General features: G+C 36.3%; 15 protein-coding genes. 10 read left to right on the top strand and 5 right to left on the bottom strand.

Features of this window, described 5'->3' with window-relative positions; translation table 11 throughout:
- Window positions 1–169 precede the first annotated feature (169 nt).
- Window positions 170–529 (top strand): T9SS type A sorting domain-containing protein, encoded by a 360-nt coding sequence (locus CHSO_RS13520; protein WP_045496816.1) that lies wholly within the window; start codon window positions 170–172, stop codon window positions 527–529.
- 79 nt (window positions 530–608) lie between these two features.
- On the opposite strand, the gene CHSO_RS13525 is transcribed toward CHSO_RS13520, so the two are convergent.
- The 3 genes from CHSO_RS13525 to CHSO_RS25060 all read right to left on the bottom strand — a co-directional run bounded on the left by CHSO_RS13525 (window position 609) and on the right by CHSO_RS25060 (window position 4,342).
- The gene (locus CHSO_RS13525; RefSeq protein WP_045496818.1) at window positions 609–1,412 is read right to left on the bottom strand and encodes an SDR family oxidoreductase; all 804 of its coding nucleotides are present in this window, start codon (window positions 1,410–1,412) and stop codon (window positions 609–611) included.
- A 17-nt stretch (window positions 1,413–1,429) separates the two neighbouring features.
- Entirely contained in the window at window positions 1,430–3,100 is a 1,671-nt protein-coding gene (locus CHSO_RS13530; RefSeq protein WP_045496820.1) for an FAD-binding dehydrogenase, read from the bottom strand.
- 135 nt (window positions 3,101–3,235) lie between these two features.
- Complete coding sequence (locus CHSO_RS25060) at window positions 3,236–4,342, bottom strand: SMI1/KNR4 family protein (protein WP_144428926.1); 1,107 nt, start codon at window positions 4,340–4,342, stop codon at window positions 3,236–3,238.
- Between the two features lie 124 nt (window positions 4,343–4,466).
- Between CHSO_RS25060 and CHSO_RS13540 the strand changes: the two genes are divergently transcribed.
- The 9 genes from CHSO_RS13540 (at window position 4,467) to CHSO_RS13580 (ending at window position 14,023) form a co-directional block, all read left to right on the top strand.
- Entirely contained in the window at window positions 4,467–4,742 is a 276-nt protein-coding gene (locus CHSO_RS13540; protein WP_045496822.1) for a hypothetical protein, read from the top strand.
- Between the two features lie 73 nt (window positions 4,743–4,815).
- Window positions 4,816–5,244, top strand: coding sequence for a hypothetical protein (locus CHSO_RS13545; RefSeq protein WP_045496824.1), 429 nt, complete (start codon window positions 4,816–4,818; stop codon window positions 5,242–5,244).
- A gap of 1 nt (window position 5,245) precedes the next feature.
- Entirely contained in the window at window positions 5,246–5,749 is a 504-nt protein-coding gene (locus CHSO_RS13550; protein ID WP_232509068.1) for a TlpA family protein disulfide reductase, read from the top strand.
- Window positions 5,750–6,228: 479 nt separating this feature from the next.
- Window positions 6,229–6,615 (top strand): DoxX family protein, encoded by a 387-nt coding sequence (locus CHSO_RS13555; RefSeq protein WP_045496829.1) that lies wholly within the window; start codon window positions 6,229–6,231, stop codon window positions 6,613–6,615.
- Between the two features lie 166 nt (window positions 6,616–6,781).
- Window positions 6,782–7,867: a sensor histidine kinase gene (locus tag CHSO_RS13560; protein ID WP_232509069.1), complete on the top strand. Its 1,086-nt coding sequence runs from the start codon at window positions 6,782–6,784 to the stop codon at window positions 7,865–7,867.
- Complete coding sequence (locus CHSO_RS13565) at window positions 7,848–8,549, top strand: LytR/AlgR family response regulator transcription factor (protein ID WP_045496831.1); 702 nt, start codon at window positions 7,848–7,850, stop codon at window positions 8,547–8,549. Before CHSO_RS13560 ends, CHSO_RS13565 begins: the two co-directional genes overlap by 20 nt.
- A 304-nt stretch (window positions 8,550–8,853) precedes the next feature.
- Window positions 8,854–11,877 carry a SusC/RagA family TonB-linked outer membrane protein gene (locus CHSO_RS13570; RefSeq protein WP_045496832.1) on the top strand — a complete coding sequence of 1,008 codons (3,024 nt, stop codon included), beginning with the start codon at window positions 8,854–8,856 and terminating at the stop codon, window positions 11,875–11,877.
- A gap of 11 nt (window positions 11,878–11,888) precedes the next feature.
- Window positions 11,889–13,325, top strand: coding sequence for a SusD/RagB family nutrient-binding outer membrane lipoprotein (locus CHSO_RS13575; protein WP_045496834.1), 1,437 nt, complete (start codon window positions 11,889–11,891; stop codon window positions 13,323–13,325).
- 266 nt (window positions 13,326–13,591) lie between these two features.
- Window positions 13,592–14,023, top strand: a complete 432-nt coding sequence (locus CHSO_RS13580; protein WP_045502556.1) for a hypothetical protein — start codon at window positions 13,592–13,594, stop codon at window positions 14,021–14,023.
- A gap of 342 nt (window positions 14,024–14,365) precedes the next feature.
- On the opposite strand, the gene chrA is transcribed toward CHSO_RS13580, so the two are convergent.
- Together chrA and CHSO_RS13590 are read right to left on the bottom strand one after the other, a co-directional pair.
- Window positions 14,366–15,496, bottom strand: coding sequence for a chromate efflux transporter (gene chrA / locus CHSO_RS13585; protein ID WP_045496836.1), 1,131 nt, complete (start codon window positions 15,494–15,496; stop codon window positions 14,366–14,368).
- 50 nt (window positions 15,497–15,546) lie between these two features.
- A complete protein-coding gene (locus CHSO_RS13590; RefSeq protein ID WP_045496839.1) occupies window positions 15,547–16,152 on the bottom strand; it encodes a DNA-3-methyladenine glycosylase in 606 nt (201 codons plus the stop codon).
- Between the last annotated feature and the right edge of the window lie 281 nt (window positions 16,153–16,433).

Raw genomic sequence — 16,433 nt, forward strand, 5'->3', positions numbered from 1 at the left:
AACAGGATATCACGCTCCTACAAATCCTGGCCCTGGAGAACCGCCTCTTTCTTTTGATTATTGGGCTGTAAAGCTAAGCGCAATAGGAAATATTCAATGGCAAAAGTGCATAGGGGGATCAGAAAGTGATGAGGCTTCCACTGTTATTCAAACTGCAGATGGAGGATATGTGATTGCGGGAAGTTCTAAGTCCAACAATGGTGATGTGACAGGAAATCATGGAGATTATGATGCTTGGGTTGTAAAGCTTGCACCAGAGAACCTGGCTACTAGCGAAGTTGCGAAAGATCCTAGCGTTACAGCTACTATTTTTCCAAATCCAGCAAAAGATAACATTACTTTAAAACTTGATTACTTTACACCTTCTATGGAAGCAACCATTACGGATATGCTTGGAAAGACAGTTCATCAACAAAAATTAGAAGGACTAAATACCAAGATCAATACAAGCCGTCTTGAAAAAGGAATTTATTTCTTGAATGTACTTGGTGGTACACTAAAAACAACCAAAAAATTCATTATAGAATAATTGATAAAAAAATAAAATATCCTAATAAAACCACACAAGAAGTGTGGTTTTATTGTACTGTATGGAGTTATCATTTCTTCTAGACTACTTTTGCTTTTCGGATTATTTTTGCCAGCAGGGCAGGGAAGAACCTTTTCAGATAAACTCCCAATACTTCTTTGCCACCAATGGCTCTTTGATTTTTCTTTTGTTCAATAGCTCTAAGCATTTTTTTAGCGAAAACATCTGCAGGCATTCCGTTATGGGTAGCATCATCCATCGTTCCCTGCGATGAACCGTCTCCGGTTACTGCATGAACGGAAATATTAGTTTGTATAAATCCCGGACAGATAATGGTTATAGAAATGTTTTGAGCATATAGTTCTGCCCGCAGTGCATCAAAGAAACCGTGAAGAGCATGCTTTGCAGCCGCATAACCACTACGCATTGGGGCCCCAAATATTCCCATAAGGCTTGAAACAACGGCAATCTGACCGCCTTTATTTCGGATCATATAAGGGACAACAGCCTTCGTTAGAGCCACTGTCCCGATAAAATCAATATCCATTAAGCGTTTGTCTACTTCTATATCAGTTTCCATAGCCAGAGAACGTTGGGATAATCCTGCATTATTAATCAGAATATCTATTTTTCCAAAGACTTTCGCTGCTTTGGCTGCTATTTCGGGCATTTCTTTATAGTTTTTCAGATCTAAAGGAATCACAGCATATCGGTTAACCGTAAGACCAGCACTTTCTGCCACTTCATAGAGCTGTTCTTCGTTTCTGGAGGAAAGAATAATTTTTGCATTGCTCTTTTGAGCCAATTCTTTTACTAAAGCTTCTCCAATTCCTGATGATGCTCCTGTAATCCAGACTACTTTATCATTATAATAATTACTCATTCGAAGTGTTATTCATTTTAATTATCCTTTTTTAATCCTGCAATATACTTTCCGGCTTTCATTCCTGAGAAAATACAACCACCGAGAAATGTTCCTTCTAATGCTCTGTAGCCATGCATCCCGCCACCGCCAAAGCCTGCAGCTTCACCTGCTGCATAAAGTCCCTCAATTGTGGTATCATCTTCTTTTAAAACCTGTCCGTTCAGATTGGTTTTTATTCCGCCAAGTGTTTTTCGGGTTAAAATATTAAGCCGTACCGCTATTAAAGGTCCGTTTTCAGGAGAAAGAATCTTATGGGGAGCAGCCACTCTTCCCAGTTTGTCCCCTAAATAACTTCTGGTACTTCTGATGTAGTTCACCTGGGTGTCTTTTGAAAATTTATTATCCAGTTCTCTGTCTCTAGCTTCGATCTGAGATTTTATTTTGTCGTAATTCAAAAGATTATTGCCTGCGAGCAGATTCATTTTTTCTATCAGATCTTTCAGGTTATCAGATACAATGAAGTCTTTGCCATGTTCTTTGAAAGCTTCTACAGGACCAGGTGCTTTTTTACCAAAAATCCGTTTGAGAAAAAGGGCATAGTCTTTATTGGTGATATCAGGATTCTGCTCTGAGCCTGAGAGGGCAAATTCTTTTTTGATAATCTTTTGTGTTAGAATAAACCAGGAATAAGAATATCCCGTATCCTGAATGTATTTCAGTGTTCCAAGTGTATCAAATCCAGGAAGAAAAGGAGCGGGTAGGCGTTTTCCTTTGGCATCAAACCATAATGAAGAAGGTCCAGGCAATATTCTGATTCCATGATTAGGCCAGATAGGGTTCCAGTTTTGTAAACCTTCTGTATAATGCCACATTCTGTCGCGATTGATGATGTTGGCACCTGCATTTTCAGCAATACCAATCATTTTACCATCTACGTAAGCAGGCACTCCGCAAACCATATTTTCCGGAGGCGTTCCCAGTCTTTCGGGCCAGTTTTTCCTTACCAATTCATGATTGGCTCCTATACCGCCTGAGGCAATGATAATATGAGCTGCGGAATATTCAAATTGTGAGATAATATTTCTATTGGTAGCGACACCTCTTTCCTGAGAATCGTTTTCAAGAACATCCCCTTTCAAACCAGTTATTTTTCCGTTTTCTACAACCAGTTCTGTGACTCTGTGCCGAAATTTCATCTGTAACAGACCCTTTTCTTTTGCTTGATAGGCTTTTTCAACAAAAGGTTTTATTACTCCTGTTCCGGTTCCCCAACTTACATGAAAACGGGGTACAGAATTTCCGTGCCCATTTGCTGATCCGTCACCTCGTTCTGCCCAGCCAACCATAAACATCAGCTTGATTCCCAGTTTGGAAATGTATTCATACTTTTCACCTGCTGCAAATTTCAGATAAGCTTCTGCCCATTTACGAGGCCAGTAATCTTCATCACGATCAAATCCGGCTGTCCCTTTCCAGTCCTGTAAAGCCAATTCATAAGAATCCTTAATTCCTACTCTTCGTTGTTGGGGAGAATTAATCAGGAAAAGTCCGCCAAATGACCAGAAAGCCTGTCCACCAATATTCTGTTCGGTTTCCTGATCCAGCAGCAGTACTTTTTTCCCGGCATTGGTAATTTCCATGGCAGCAGTAAGCCCTGCCAATCCGGTTCCTATGATAATGGCATCGGGTTGGAATGTTTCTTCCATGATAAAGGTGTTTTTTTAATTCACAATACTTTATATAAATGTATAAATTATTTATTCTTCAATGAATAAAACACTTTCAAAAATCGCAATAAATTACGATGATAGTCATAAGATCAAAAACATTCTGAGTGATTTTTAACTTAAAGCCTCAAATCCGACCTTTGCTCCAAGGTCTTCCAGTTGCTTACGATCATATTCCAACCATTGAGTATAACCTGTCCTGAACAATATTTTAGATTTTTTACTGAGTTCAAGAGCTTCTGATCCTGAAAGTCCGAATTCTCTTTTAAGTAATGCAATAACCTTCATTTTATTGGGACCAATATCAGTAATGTATAAGTTTACTTCTGAGCCCATTGCTTCATAAGCTTCTATTGAGTTAGAAACACATTCTTCTTCCTCTTCAATACTGGCATATACTTCTTCCCATAAAGGATTTTCCAGATCTATATTTTCATCAAAATAATCTATTAATCCTGCTTTATCAAATCTTACACTTTGAATCTGAAGCAATACGTTCTGAAATTCAGTCAAATTTTCAGCTACTTTTACAGGTTTCCAATTTCCCTGTCCGTGCCAGGCAAAATACACGGGAAACCCATCTTTAGCTTCATTCAGATCTATAAAAAAAGGATCAGCAAAATAATTGGAAGCCAAAACAATCCAACTTGGTTTGAATTCTCCCGGAACATCTCTTGCCAGAACTTTATTCTCTACCGAATTATATTGATATCCATCCTGAAAATAATAAATATGCTCTACAGAGGCATAATTCTCAGGTAATGCAAGGCCTTCAATACAAACCGGATCTTTCAAAAACTCCGTAATAACAGGAAATAAAGAAACTTTTTGCACTAACAAACTGTTTTCTTTTTCTCTTTTCTCAATGTCAGCATCAGATAGTACATGTTGTACTTTATCAAAAGGAAATTTCCTTTGCATCCAGTGCATTAAATCACGATCTAAAACTTCTAAAAGCTCTTTCTGCAGCACACCATATGAGCTCAGATAGACTTTTGTATCCTTATTATTTTTTGAAATAACCGCAACCTGACCAGCAGAATCATCTGCAACAGGAATATATTCAGGAAGAAATTCTTCAAATTCGTGAGTATCATAACGTTCCCTTATTTCTTCTTTCGTCCGGAATACACGTACCACATCATAAACAATGTCTTCTTTATGTTTTTTAGTAAAAATTTTTATAAAATCTGACCAATGGTCAGGAAGATTGATTTCCATAGAATGAAAGAGTACTTTAAAATTAGTGAAGTTGTTGTCAATTATTGACTGTGATTCATTTTTCACCACTAAAATACAAAAAGAGAATTCATTTGAAATTTTATCTTTGTTAAAAATCATTATAATGAAAGAATCTAAACCTTATCCGGTATTTGCAGTTGCTAAAGATGGAACCCGCCATAACATTGATGCTGCTTCCATTATTATTCAGCTTGAAGAAGAGGAAATTGAAATATTTGTGATCCCGCCACATCCTGTTTTTCAGGGAAAACTTACATTGGCAACAGGCTCAGCCATTCAGGGACGGGAGCAGGAGAGAGGATTAGGAACCCAACTGATGATAGAGCCGGGAGCGGCTAATGTGATCCATATTACTCCTAAAAAGAATAAAAACACTTAATAAAAGCTGAAGAATACACGCGTATAGCCCTTTACAATTCAATAAATCATTTATATTTGTGAAAAATAGAAGTATGAAGTATTTGTTTATCATGGTGTGTTTTGTCTGCTCCATTTTCAGTCAGGCACAACAAACACAGGATCCTTGGAAAGACAGCCAGCTGATGGATCCGGCATTATTAGCCTCAAGAATTGTAAAGCACAAAACCAAAGATGTATTGATTATTTCAGTAGGTCCTGAGGCCATTATCAAAGGTTCTGTAGACATAGGTCCAACCCATGAACCTGAGAATCTGGAAAAACTGAGAAATTATCTTAAAGATATTCCTAAAAATAAGGAAATTGTAATCTATTGTGGATGCTGTCCTTTTGTAAAATGTCCGAATATCCGTCCTGCATTTAACTTATTGATGGAAATGGGCTTTAAAAATGGCAAGCTTTTAAATCTTCCTAAAAATATAAAAACCGATTGGCTGGATAAGGATTATCCAACAAATGATTAATATGAAAATGAGTTTTACCATAGTGTTTTTAATCCTGTTTTCTGGATTTGTATTCGCTCAAAACAAAATTGAAGTAGGGAAGAAGGCTCCTGAAATAACCATGGCTAAACCGGACGGCTCTTCATTTTCACTTTCAAGTTTAAAAGGGAAGCTGGTTCTTATTGATTTTTGGGCTACCTGGTGTGCCCCGTGTGTAGGAGAGCAGCCTGAGCTGAAAAAATTATATGAGACCTATTCGGATCAGGTGAAAGCCAATACATTTGAAATCCTGGGGGTTTCTTTGGATAAAAATAAAGAGAGCTGGCAGAAAGCAATTGAACGATTTAATATCAACTGGATACAGATCAGTGATTTAAAATTCTGGAAAAGCCCTGTTGCGAAAGCCTATGAAATAGATGAGCTTCCTTTTAATGTAATCATAAACGGAGAAGGAACCATCATTGCTAAAAATCTTCACGAAAAGGAACTGGAAGAGTTTTTAAAGAAGAATCTAAACAACAATTAATCTCAAAAAGAATACATATACAAAAGAGTGGTCAGGATGGCCACTCTTTTTGCATTTGATTGTTATTTGTGTATTAGAATCGGAACCGAATATAATTTTTCAAATTAATCAGAAGAATATTGGAGGGAACAATGGTGCTACTGATTAAAATATAAGGTTTTTTTCAAGTCAGGTTTTCTTATTTTCTTTCATTCATGCTGTAAAAATAAGAATTAAATTTATAAAAATCACAATAAAGGGAATAATTTAAATGTTAAATTTTGCTTTGAATTAAGTAACAATTAGTTAATAAAAAAATGGGGCAGAGGAATAGCTATAGAATAATTTAATAACATATTTATTATCCTAAGAAAAAAATAGATCATATTAAACTTGATTATGAAGTTTATACTAAAAAATAAAAAGAATTTCATATGCTGTTAGAAGCAATTGATATATGATACAACCTATTACTTCTCCATGATATCTATATTCGTTTCATGAAAAAGAACTACTTCCTCAGATGTGCATTATCAGTCATCTTGCTTATGCATAGCGCAATCTCTATTTTTAGTGGAGATGTCAACAATTTTGGCATTCACTATCTGGACACCATAGGATTCTCTCCAATAGGGCTTTACCTTGCCTGGTTGGTGAAATTCACTCACCTTGTTTCTGTTTTTCTTATCTGGAGAGACCGGTTTATAAAGCCAGTTGCTCTATGTAACATTGTAATTTTTGCATTGGGAATCTATTATATCCATTGGGGAAATGGTTGGTTTGTAGTAGGTGGCGGAACCAATGGGATCGAGTTTAATGTCCTACTGATATTCAGTTTTATCAATCTCATGCTTCCTGAAGTTCGTTTAAAAAAGATCAATCAATAACATTTCAAGAATATTGCCATTGAGTATTTATTTTGAACCATCAAGATTCAAGAAGCTTTCTTAATGGTTGAATAAAATACTGAGAAGCTGTTTGTAGATTAATGGCAGAAATTGGTAGACTTTATATTTCTATATTTGACTGAATCTTATTATTTTATATTTTTAAATGACAGCAAGTTTGAAATCAGATCATAAATCTAAGCTATATATTCATCTGCTTTTTTGGATATTGTACTATATTCTGGAGGCTTATCTTGACTTTTACTGGTCAAGATATCAGTTTCCAAGTTTCAAATGGCAGTTACGGCTTCAGAACACACTTATTCTGGAGCTAGGTTATTTTCTGGTTAAAATTCCTCTTGCCTATTCCTTGTTGTACATATATGAAAAGGTTCATATTAACAAGATTCTTAAATATATTCTCTGCATTCTTATTGTTATACTGGCAGTTTTAGGGCATCGGTTTTTCACTCATTACATTATTTATCCATACATCTATGGAGTTACAGAGACTTTGGATGGAAAGCAACCTTCCGGACTTATCAATGGATTGGTAGCATTTAATTCCTTTATGGATCTTATTTTTATGGTAGGATTGGTTTTCGGGATAGAAATTACAAGACAGAAAAACCTGCTAAAAGACCAAATTTCTCAATTGAAATCGGAAAAACTGGATCAGGAACTTACGATGTTAAAAGCCCAGATTAATCCTCATTTTCTGTTCAATACATTGAATAATATCTACGGAATGGCTCTTAAAAAGGCAGATGAAACGCCTGATGTGATTCTGCAGCTGTCCAAAATCATGCGTTACAATATCTATGAAGCCGCCGAAAAAAATATTTCTATAGAAAAAGATATTGAAAATATTAAGGATTTTATACAGATCCAGAAAATAAGACATCACCATCTTAGTGTCCATTTTCAGGAAAACATTGATAATCCTTCTCAGGAAATCTCCCCCCTTATTCTGATTCAGTTTATTGAAAATGCTTTTAAACATGGTGTTTCCGAAAGTTTTGGAGAAGCTTTTATCTCCATTGATATTGAACTGAAAGACGGAATTCTTAGCTATTGTATTGAGAATTCCAAAGAAGAAGAACCTCATCAGCATTCTACCAAAATAGGACTGAAAAACATTCGCCGCCAGCTTGAACTGCTTTATCCTAAACATAAACTGAGTGTTGAGGATAAAATTGACCGATATATTGTACACCTCAAAATTGATTTCAATGATCCATCCAGCCTCTAAAAAATACAATTGCATTATTGTAGAAGACGAACCGATTGCAGCAGAAATTCTGGAAACGTTTATTTCCCGGGATTCGGAACTGAATCTTATAGGTAAATGTTCTGATGCTGTGCACGCAAGCAATCTTTTAAGTATTCATGAGGTAGATTTAATGTTTTTAGACCTTCATCTTCCTGTGGTAAAAGGTTTTGATTTTTTGAAAAAACTAAAGAATCCTCCGTTTGTGATTGTAACAACAGCCTATCATCAATATGCCGTAGAAGGGTATGAACTGGATATCGCAGATTATTTGCTGAAACCTATTCCTTATGAGCGTTTTGTAACAGCCGTTGGGAAGTTTAAATATTTAATGGAAGCGGAAGACGCCTTATTAGAAATAGCTGAGCGCGATTATATCTTTATTAACAGTGGAAAAAAACAGGTTAAAATTATTCTTCAGGATATTTTTTATATCGAAAGTTTAAGGGAATACATACATATTCACACCAAAACGGAAACATTCACCTTCAAAATGCCCATTAGTAAAATAGAGGAAAACCTGAATCCAAACATGTTTACGCGTATTCATAAATCTTATATTATTTCTAAACCTAAAATAGAGATTAAATCTGCAACTGTTGTACAGGTAAAAGGGAAAAAGCTGCCAATTGGACGAACTTACAAGCCGTTTATTGATTTGTAGTACGCGTGATGAAGTATTGTAATTTTTAAAACCACCCCGTCAAAAATCCTTTGAATTTTTGCCACCCTCCAGAAGAGGGGAATGTTCAACCCTTCAATGATACTATTTGTGAAGATTGTAATTTTTCAAAAAGTAGAAATACTTTAAAGGCTTCCTGTCTTTCTATTTAGGGGATAAGCAAAATAATTTCCGCAACTCATTACTCATATTTTAGTAGACTGCATCCCGCCATTCATATATAGATTTCATTATATTCTTCACCAATTATTGAATTTTGATTAAACAATAAACAAAATCAATAATTATGAAATACAAGTTGAAGCTTTTAAGTGCAGGCGTCGCTTTTTTTATCGGAAGTGAAGCCTATTTCAGCCAAAACAAGCAAGACACCCTTAAGACCCAGAATATTGAGGGAATTGTTGTTACTGCACTAGGCATTAAAAGAGAAAAAAGATCTCTGGGGTATTCTACACAGGAAGTTAAAGGTGAAGATATCAACAAAAATCCCACTACCAATTTTTTGAATAATTTGTCCGGAAAAGTGGCAGGGCTTGAAATCAGACAGTCTACCAACTTTGGAGGTTCCATAGATGCTGTTTCAAGGGGATATAAATCTATTTTGGGAGATAATCAGGCTCTTTTTGTAGTGGATGGGGTTCCTATTATCAACAGGAATATCAATTCCACAGTACAGCAGAACGGATTTGGAGGGTATGATTACGGAAGTCCTGTTTCGGATATCAATCCTAATGATATTGAAACCGTAAATGTATTAAAAGGGGCTGCTGCAACAGCTTTATATGGATCCAGAGCTCAAAATGGCGCCATTATCATCACCACAAAAAAAGGGAACAAAAATGCACAAGGTATCGGCCTGGAATATAGTGGAAGTATTTCTGTTTCTGCGGTTGACAAATCTACCTTCCCTGAATACCAGACTCAATACGGGCAGGGATATTGGGGAAATGTGTTTCCGCTGTATCAGAATTCACCCATGGCTATTTTTTGGCATGATGCTTCTTATGGAGCTCCCTATGATCCCAATCTTATGGTATGGCAATATGATGCATTCATCCCGAATTCTCAGAATTTCGGAAAGAAAACGGCATGGGTAGCGGCTAAAAACGGACCGATTACCTTCTTTGAAAAGGCTATTAACCAAACCAATAATATCGCTCTGAGTGGTGGAAATGACAAAGCAACCTTCAGGCTAAGCTATTCTAATACCAATGCTACGGACATTATGCCTAATTCTTCTTTAATGAAAAACAATTTTGGAGGAAATGCATCTTATAAGATTACAGATAAACTTACAGCCACCATTTTTGCCAATTATATTACACAGAGAACTAAGGGAAGAAATTCCACAGGATATACCGATAATATTATGAGCGGATTCCGCCAGTGGTGGGCAACCAATATAGACCTTCAGTACCAGAAATATCTTTATGATACTTACAATAAAAACTATACATGGAATATAAAAGGACCGGATAATCTTTCTCCTTCCTATTGGGATAATCCTTATTTCTCCCGGTATCAGAATTACCAGAATGACAAAAGAGATCGTTTTGCCGGAAACTTCAGCCTGAGCTATGATCTTTCAAAAAACATCAACATTCTTGGAAGGGTAGGTATTGATGGATATACAATGATTACTGAAGAAAGAAAAGCTGTGGGTTCTATGCCAGCCTTTTTCAGTTTTAATCTGATAGAACAGCCATCGGGGTATGCAGTGACCAACCTTCGTTTTACAGAAACCAATTATGACCTTATTGCTACTTATAAAAAGAATATTACGGAGGATTTAAATCTGCAGGCTTTATTGGGCGGAAATGTGAATGTCCAGTCCAATTATTCCAATGCACAGACAACAACAGGAGGTTTATATATTCCGGATCTTTATACCATCTCCAATTCGATTACAACTCCTGCCAAACCTATTACAATAGACAACACAAAATATATTTACGGGGCTTTTGTGCAGGCTTCTTTAGGATATAAAAACACGTATTACCTGGAAGGAACTTTCAGAAGGGATCAGTCTACCTCATTACCTAAAGAAAAACAGGTGTATTATTATCCTTCGGTTTCTGCCAGTGTTGTATTTTCCAATCTATTGAAACAAGAATGGTTAAGCTTCGGAAAGATAAGAGCAGCTTATGCAGAAGTAGGTTCGGATACCAATGCTGATCAATTAAGAAACAGATATATTCCTCAGGCCTCTTTAGAAAATAATCCTGTATACTCTTACAATACATCTTTAAGGAATGCCGACCTGCTTCCACAGAAACTGAAAAATTTTGAAATAGGAACCAATATGCAGTTTTTTAAAAACAGGGTAGGCTTAGATCTCTCATGGTTCCGGAATGTTGCGTTTAATCAGATATTGCCTCTTCCCATTTCGCTGGCAACAGGCTCTCTGTCTAAAATTCAGAATACAGGTGAACTCACCACAAAAGGGGTTGAACTTACTTTAAATATAACTCCATTGAAATCTGATCATTTTACCTGGGACATGGCTATCAACTGGTCTAATCCCAAAACCAAAATCACTGCACTAAGGGAAGGTATAGAAAATATTACTCTGGGTACATTACAGGGCGGGATTACCATTAATGCTCCTCTTAATGAGGAATATGGAAGCATCTGGGGATCGGATTTTGTATACGATCCCAATGGAAATAAAATTATAGGGGCTAATGGGGCTTATCTGCATACGGATGACAGCAATCATAATCTGGGAAGCTTTCAGTCTGATTTTGTGACAGGATTAAATAATTCTTTTACTTATAAAAATTTCAATCTAAGCTTTCAGATCGATTGGAAAAAAGGAGGTAAAATATTTTCCCTGGATCAGTATTATGGATATGGAACAGGGCTTTATCCGGATTCTGTAGGTTTTAATGACCTTGGAAATCCTATCAGAAATACGCTGGAAAACGGAGGTGGTGTTATTTTACCGGGTGTAATGCAGGATCCTAATAATCCGGGACATTATGTTCCAAATACAATTCGTCTAGACCGTTCCATGTCTAGCCAGACTCTGGAAACCGATCCTCCTGTAGCTGCATTTGTTTACGATGCAAGTTTTATAAAACTTCGTCAGGTATCTGTTTCTTATACCTTCAACAATCAATTTTTAAAAAAAGCAGGAATTCAGAACCTTACCCTTGGTCTGATAGGAAGTAACCTATGGATTATTCACAAAAACCTTCCCTATGCAGATCCGGAATCAGGCCTGTCATCAGGAAGTATCCAGGGATACCAATCCGGAGTAATGCCTGCTACAAAAAACTTCGCCTTCAATCTGAAAGTTAATTTTTAAAAACTATTACAATGAAAAATATTATCATAAGCTCTGTTTTAGCACTGGTCCTAACGAACTGTACCTCAGATAATGTGAATAATGATCCCCATGTAGCCTACAGTATGGTTCCTGAGCCTCTTCTTACCTATGCAGAAAAAGAACTGAGCGATTATATGACCACTCCAAGCGTCAACGAGAACAATTTCCGTCTTACTATGCAATACTGGCAGGAAGTAACTTACGTAAGTGAAAGCAATTATAATTTTACGGCAAGAAATGTCTCCAATAATGTATGGACAGATAATTATGTGAATGTTCTTAACAATCTGAATAAGGCTAAAGAACTTATAGAACAATTTCAGCCGACAGCCTCAGAAGTAAATGCCTGGCCTGCAAAAAAACAGAATCAATTGGCTATTATTGATATGCTCTCAGTATATACATTTCAAACCATGGTTGATACTTTCGGTGACGTTCCTTACAGCCAGGCTCTTAATTATGAGAAGTTTCCTCTTCCCATCTACGACGATGATACACAGATTTATGAAAAATTAATTATCCGCCTAAAAGCAGATATCAATAATCTGGAGGAAGGAGAAGGAAGTTTCGGCTCAGGAGATATCTTTTATCAAGGTGATATAGGAAAATGGAAAAAGTTTGGAAATTCTCTGCTTCTAAAATTAGGAATTGCTCTTTCAGACGTTAATCCTTCATTGGCTCAATCTACTATTAATACAGCCATTATCGGAGGAGTCATTATCAATGAAACAGATAATGCTCATTTCAGATACCAGGCAGAAACCCCTAACTTTAATCCATTGTTTGAAAACCTTGCCAATAGTGGACGGAATGATTTTTTTGGAGGAAAACCTTTTATAGATTTTCTGAATATCACTTCCGATCCCAGAAGAGCTCAATACTTTCATGATGTACAGGGGCAATATATCGGTCAGGTAATCGGGTTATCAGGTGTTTTTACAGATTTTTCTGCGCCCGGGCTCTTTGCCTACATTCCTGTTACTCCCGGAAAAATAATGACTCATACCGAAGTGGCTTTTTATATGGCAGAAGCCGCAGCCAGATTCGGAATTGGCGGAAGTCCTGATGTTCTTTATCAAAATGCTGTACAGGCATCTTTTCTCGAATGGGGCTTATCTGCTCAGGATGCACAGACTTATCTTTCAAACACTCCTTATGATGCTGCCAACTGGAAAAAATCTATTGGAGAGCAGGCGTGGGTTGCCATGTATAATCATCCTGTAGTATCCTGGAATTTTTACAGAAGGTTAGATTATCCTATTTTACAAGCTCCACCCACTGCTATTGCCAATGCGGGCGGAAAAGTTCCTGTAAGACTTCAATATCCAACATTAGAGGCAACTACCAATGGCACCAACTATGCTAAAGCTGCAACTGCAATTGGTGGCGATAAACTTACCACCAGAGTTTTTTGGGATGCTCAGTAAAAAGTCAGAAGATGGAGGCTGGAAGTTGATGTTGAACATATGAATGAATGGTTGTATAACAAGGACTAATAATTACTTAAATAATAAGTTTTTCTATTTTTTCATATCTATTATTTTGTAAGTTAAGCCTGTATTTTTACAATGCAGGCTTTTTCTTAGGTGTTTAAAACCATTCATAGACCATAATTCTTCTTTTATAGATGTTTTTTCCCGGTTTACTGCTCATTTATTCATCTTTGAAGTGTAAATAATAAATGATTAAAATTATGAACGTAGAAAGAATTCAAAGACTGATGAGCAGTTTTATACTAATGGTATTGGTGGGAAGCCTGTTTTTAAGCTGTAAAAGCAGTGATGATAATGATGATCTTACACCCACATCAGGTCAGAGTATAGATCCCGTACTGGGAACATTCAAAGGAACTATAAGAATTGCTACTCAAGATTATTATGATGCTATTGTTATCGTTTCGAAAGTAGATGCCTCTCATATTAAGGTTCAGCCCAAATCCGGCGAAGTGTATTCTGTAGCAACGCCTAAAGTCCTGAGTGCTGTAAACCCTGTAGGAGTAGGAGTGGTAGGCAATGATCCTGAAGGAAGTGTTAACTATCTTATCTCAACAAAAGCTTTACAGATCAATACAAAAAAAACAGCTGCTGCTGATGTGGAGTTTTATTATGAAGGCACCAAACAATAATAAGTCTGAGTTTGGGTTAGAGGAACTAAGATTGAAGACGGGAAATTACTTTTAGTTATTAAAGACTACTACCGTCTGTATACAATTAAATTAGCTTAAAAATAGAAAACAGGTATTGTTTATGACCTTCATAACTTAATGCTTCAAATCAATCTAAATCAGAAATTCTTATCCCCAATTAAGGCTGTTAAATAAATATAATTTAGTTGGTTTATTATTCTCATGTTGAATAATGGTTTGGCTTAAGATTATCGCTAATCTTAAGCCATTTTTTATTTAAAAAAGTTTAAGTCCAATAACTCCCATAACAGTAGCTGAGATAGATCGTATGATTAGAAACCTTTAAATTTGAAATAGGATAAAACCCAATAATGCACCTCCTGCAACAATAATTGCACTATTAATTTTCTTAAATTTAAAAACAAAAATACCACTTAGGATTGCTATTACAACGGCTCGCCAATCAGTAATAGCTTCTTTACCCATTACAAAACAAACAGATACTATAATTGCTACGGAAGCTACATTTACAGCATCTAAAAATACAGCTAATGCTTTTGAATTGCGCATTTTTTTAACTAACGGATTTAAAAGTGCTACAAATATAAATGAAGGAAGAAATATTGCTATTGTTGAAACAATTGCACCCGAAAGCCCATTAATCTGATATCCTATAAAAGTAACCGATGAAAAAACAGGTCCGGGGGTGAATTGCCCAATTGCAATTGCATCTATAAGCTTCGTTCTTGAAAGCAAGCCTGTTTGTACTAATTCAGTATCTAAAAATGCAAAAAGTACGTACCCGCTACCATAAAGTATTGCACCAATTTTTAAAAAAGTCAGAAATAATTCAACATCTATAGTATGCCGGAAAGATACCTGTGAAATTTTAATATAAGTAAAAGGTATAAAACTTTGCAAAGTATTAGCACGGCTGTTTTTAAAAAAATATAAAACATAAGCTAAAAAGCCTGCTCCAAACATTAAATATATTTCGCTAATGCCTAATAAAGAAGCGAACAATACCACAATTCCTATTATAAATAAAAATATTGATTTTACCGATTTTTTTGCTAATGGATAAACCGCACCAATAACAACTGCTATAATAGCTGGTTTTATGCCATAAATAAAAGGATGTATCTCAGGAATTTGCCCATAATCATGATATAAAAACGCCAAAATTCCAGTAATAAAAACTGCGGGGAGAATAAAACATAAACCTGCTATTATTAAGCCTTTCCATCCTCCCTTATCGTAGCCGATGTGAATGGCCATTTCTGTACTGTTAGGACCAGGAATAAGATTAGTAGCTCCAATTAAATCCAGAAAATGTTGTTCACTGATCCATTTTTTTTTCACAACAACTTCTTGCTGCATCATAGCAATATGAGCAGCAGGCCCACCAAATGCTGTGATTCCCAATTTCAGGAAAAGTTGGGCCAGTTCTTTCAGACTACAATTGTTCTCCACTGTTTGTTATATTTATCATCCTAATATAAAACATGAATTAGCTCCTTAATTTATATTTTGTTGGGCTTACTTACATATTTGTTGCCCTTTACAAAAAAGCGCCAAGGCAACAATGCATCTTCCTGGGCATAAGCCACTCCTATACGAGGCCCTGTAACAATATCATCAGAAGGATACCGAATCCCATGATCTTCAATCCAGATTTCATTTCCATTCAGGTCTTTTTTGTTAAAGGAACGATCAATTCCCAATGCTTTGGCAGCAGATCCGGGGCCGGAGGAAATCGCTGCTTTGGAAGCCGGCATATTTCTTCTGAGTTCCATAATCTCAGTCCCTATCAATGGCTCAACAGCCCTTATTAGAACGGCATGAGGATCATCCTCCACAGAAGTCACTACATTGAAAAGGTGATGGATTCCATAACATAAATAAACATAGGAAACTCCACCTTGGTTGTACAACGTTTCAGTTCTGTCCGTTCTCCGTCCACCATAGGCATGAGATGCTTTATCTTTCACGCCAAAATAGGCTTCTGTTTCTACAATAATTCCGGCTGTTATTTCGCCGTCAATATCTGTAAAAAGTACTTTTCCAAGAAGATCCTGAGCAAGAAAAAGAACGTCTTGATTGAAATAATAGGAGAGTGGTAGTTTCAACTGAGTGGTTTTAGCAATTCTTTACCCAAAATTAGTGATAATTTGTTAAATGAAAGGCCGGAAGATGGGACTTGGAGGCTGGAAGTTACTATTTGGAATATAACGTCTGAAGAATCTTTTAACTACTTAAAAAACATTTATTAATAGGAGATAGCCACACTACCTGATGTAAAATACATCCAGCTTCCTTACCAAAAAACCTCTTAAATCAATAAGAAGGACAAACGTTCCCATCCGACTCCCAGTACTTCCATCTCCCAGCTTCCCTACTCAAAAAAAAG

The organism is Chryseobacterium sp. StRB126, from assembly GCF_000829375.1.
In the GTDB taxonomy this organism is placed as follows: Bacteria; Bacteroidota; Bacteroidia; order Flavobacteriales; family Weeksellaceae; genus Chryseobacterium.

What these genes read in the sequence shown, in the direction of transcription:
- CHSO_RS13525 (WP_045496818.1), bottom strand. Translation starts at nt 1,412, where the DNA reads ATGAGTAATTATTATAATGATAAAGTAGTCTGGATTACAGGAGCATCA.
- CHSO_RS13530 (WP_045496820.1), bottom strand. Translation starts at nt 3,100, where the DNA reads ATGGAAGAAACATTCCAACCCGATGCCATTATCATAGGAACCGGATTG.
- CHSO_RS25060 (WP_144428926.1), bottom strand. Translation starts at nt 4,342, where the DNA reads ATGGAAATCAATCTTCCTGACCATTGGTCAGATTTTATAAAAATTTTT.
- CHSO_RS13540 (WP_045496822.1), top strand. Translation starts at nt 4,467, where the DNA reads ATGAAAGAATCTAAACCTTATCCGGTATTTGCAGTTGCTAAAGATGGA.
- CHSO_RS13545 (WP_045496824.1), top strand. Translation starts at nt 4,816, where the DNA reads ATGAAGTATTTGTTTATCATGGTGTGTTTTGTCTGCTCCATTTTCAGT.
- CHSO_RS13550 (WP_232509068.1), top strand. Translation starts at nt 5,246, where the DNA reads ATGAAAATGAGTTTTACCATAGTGTTTTTAATCCTGTTTTCTGGATTT.
- CHSO_RS13555 (WP_045496829.1), top strand. Translation starts at nt 6,229, where the DNA reads ATGAAAAAGAACTACTTCCTCAGATGTGCATTATCAGTCATCTTGCTT.
- CHSO_RS13560 (WP_232509069.1), top strand. Translation starts at nt 6,782, where the DNA reads ATGACAGCAAGTTTGAAATCAGATCATAAATCTAAGCTATATATTCAT.
- CHSO_RS13565 (WP_045496831.1), top strand. Translation starts at nt 7,848, where the DNA reads ATGATCCATCCAGCCTCTAAAAAATACAATTGCATTATTGTAGAAGAC.
- CHSO_RS13570 (WP_045496832.1), top strand. Translation starts at nt 8,854, where the DNA reads ATGAAATACAAGTTGAAGCTTTTAAGTGCAGGCGTCGCTTTTTTTATC.
- CHSO_RS13575 (WP_045496834.1), top strand. Translation starts at nt 11,889, where the DNA reads ATGAAAAATATTATCATAAGCTCTGTTTTAGCACTGGTCCTAACGAAC.
- CHSO_RS13580 (WP_045502556.1), top strand. Translation starts at nt 13,592, where the DNA reads ATGAACGTAGAAAGAATTCAAAGACTGATGAGCAGTTTTATACTAATG.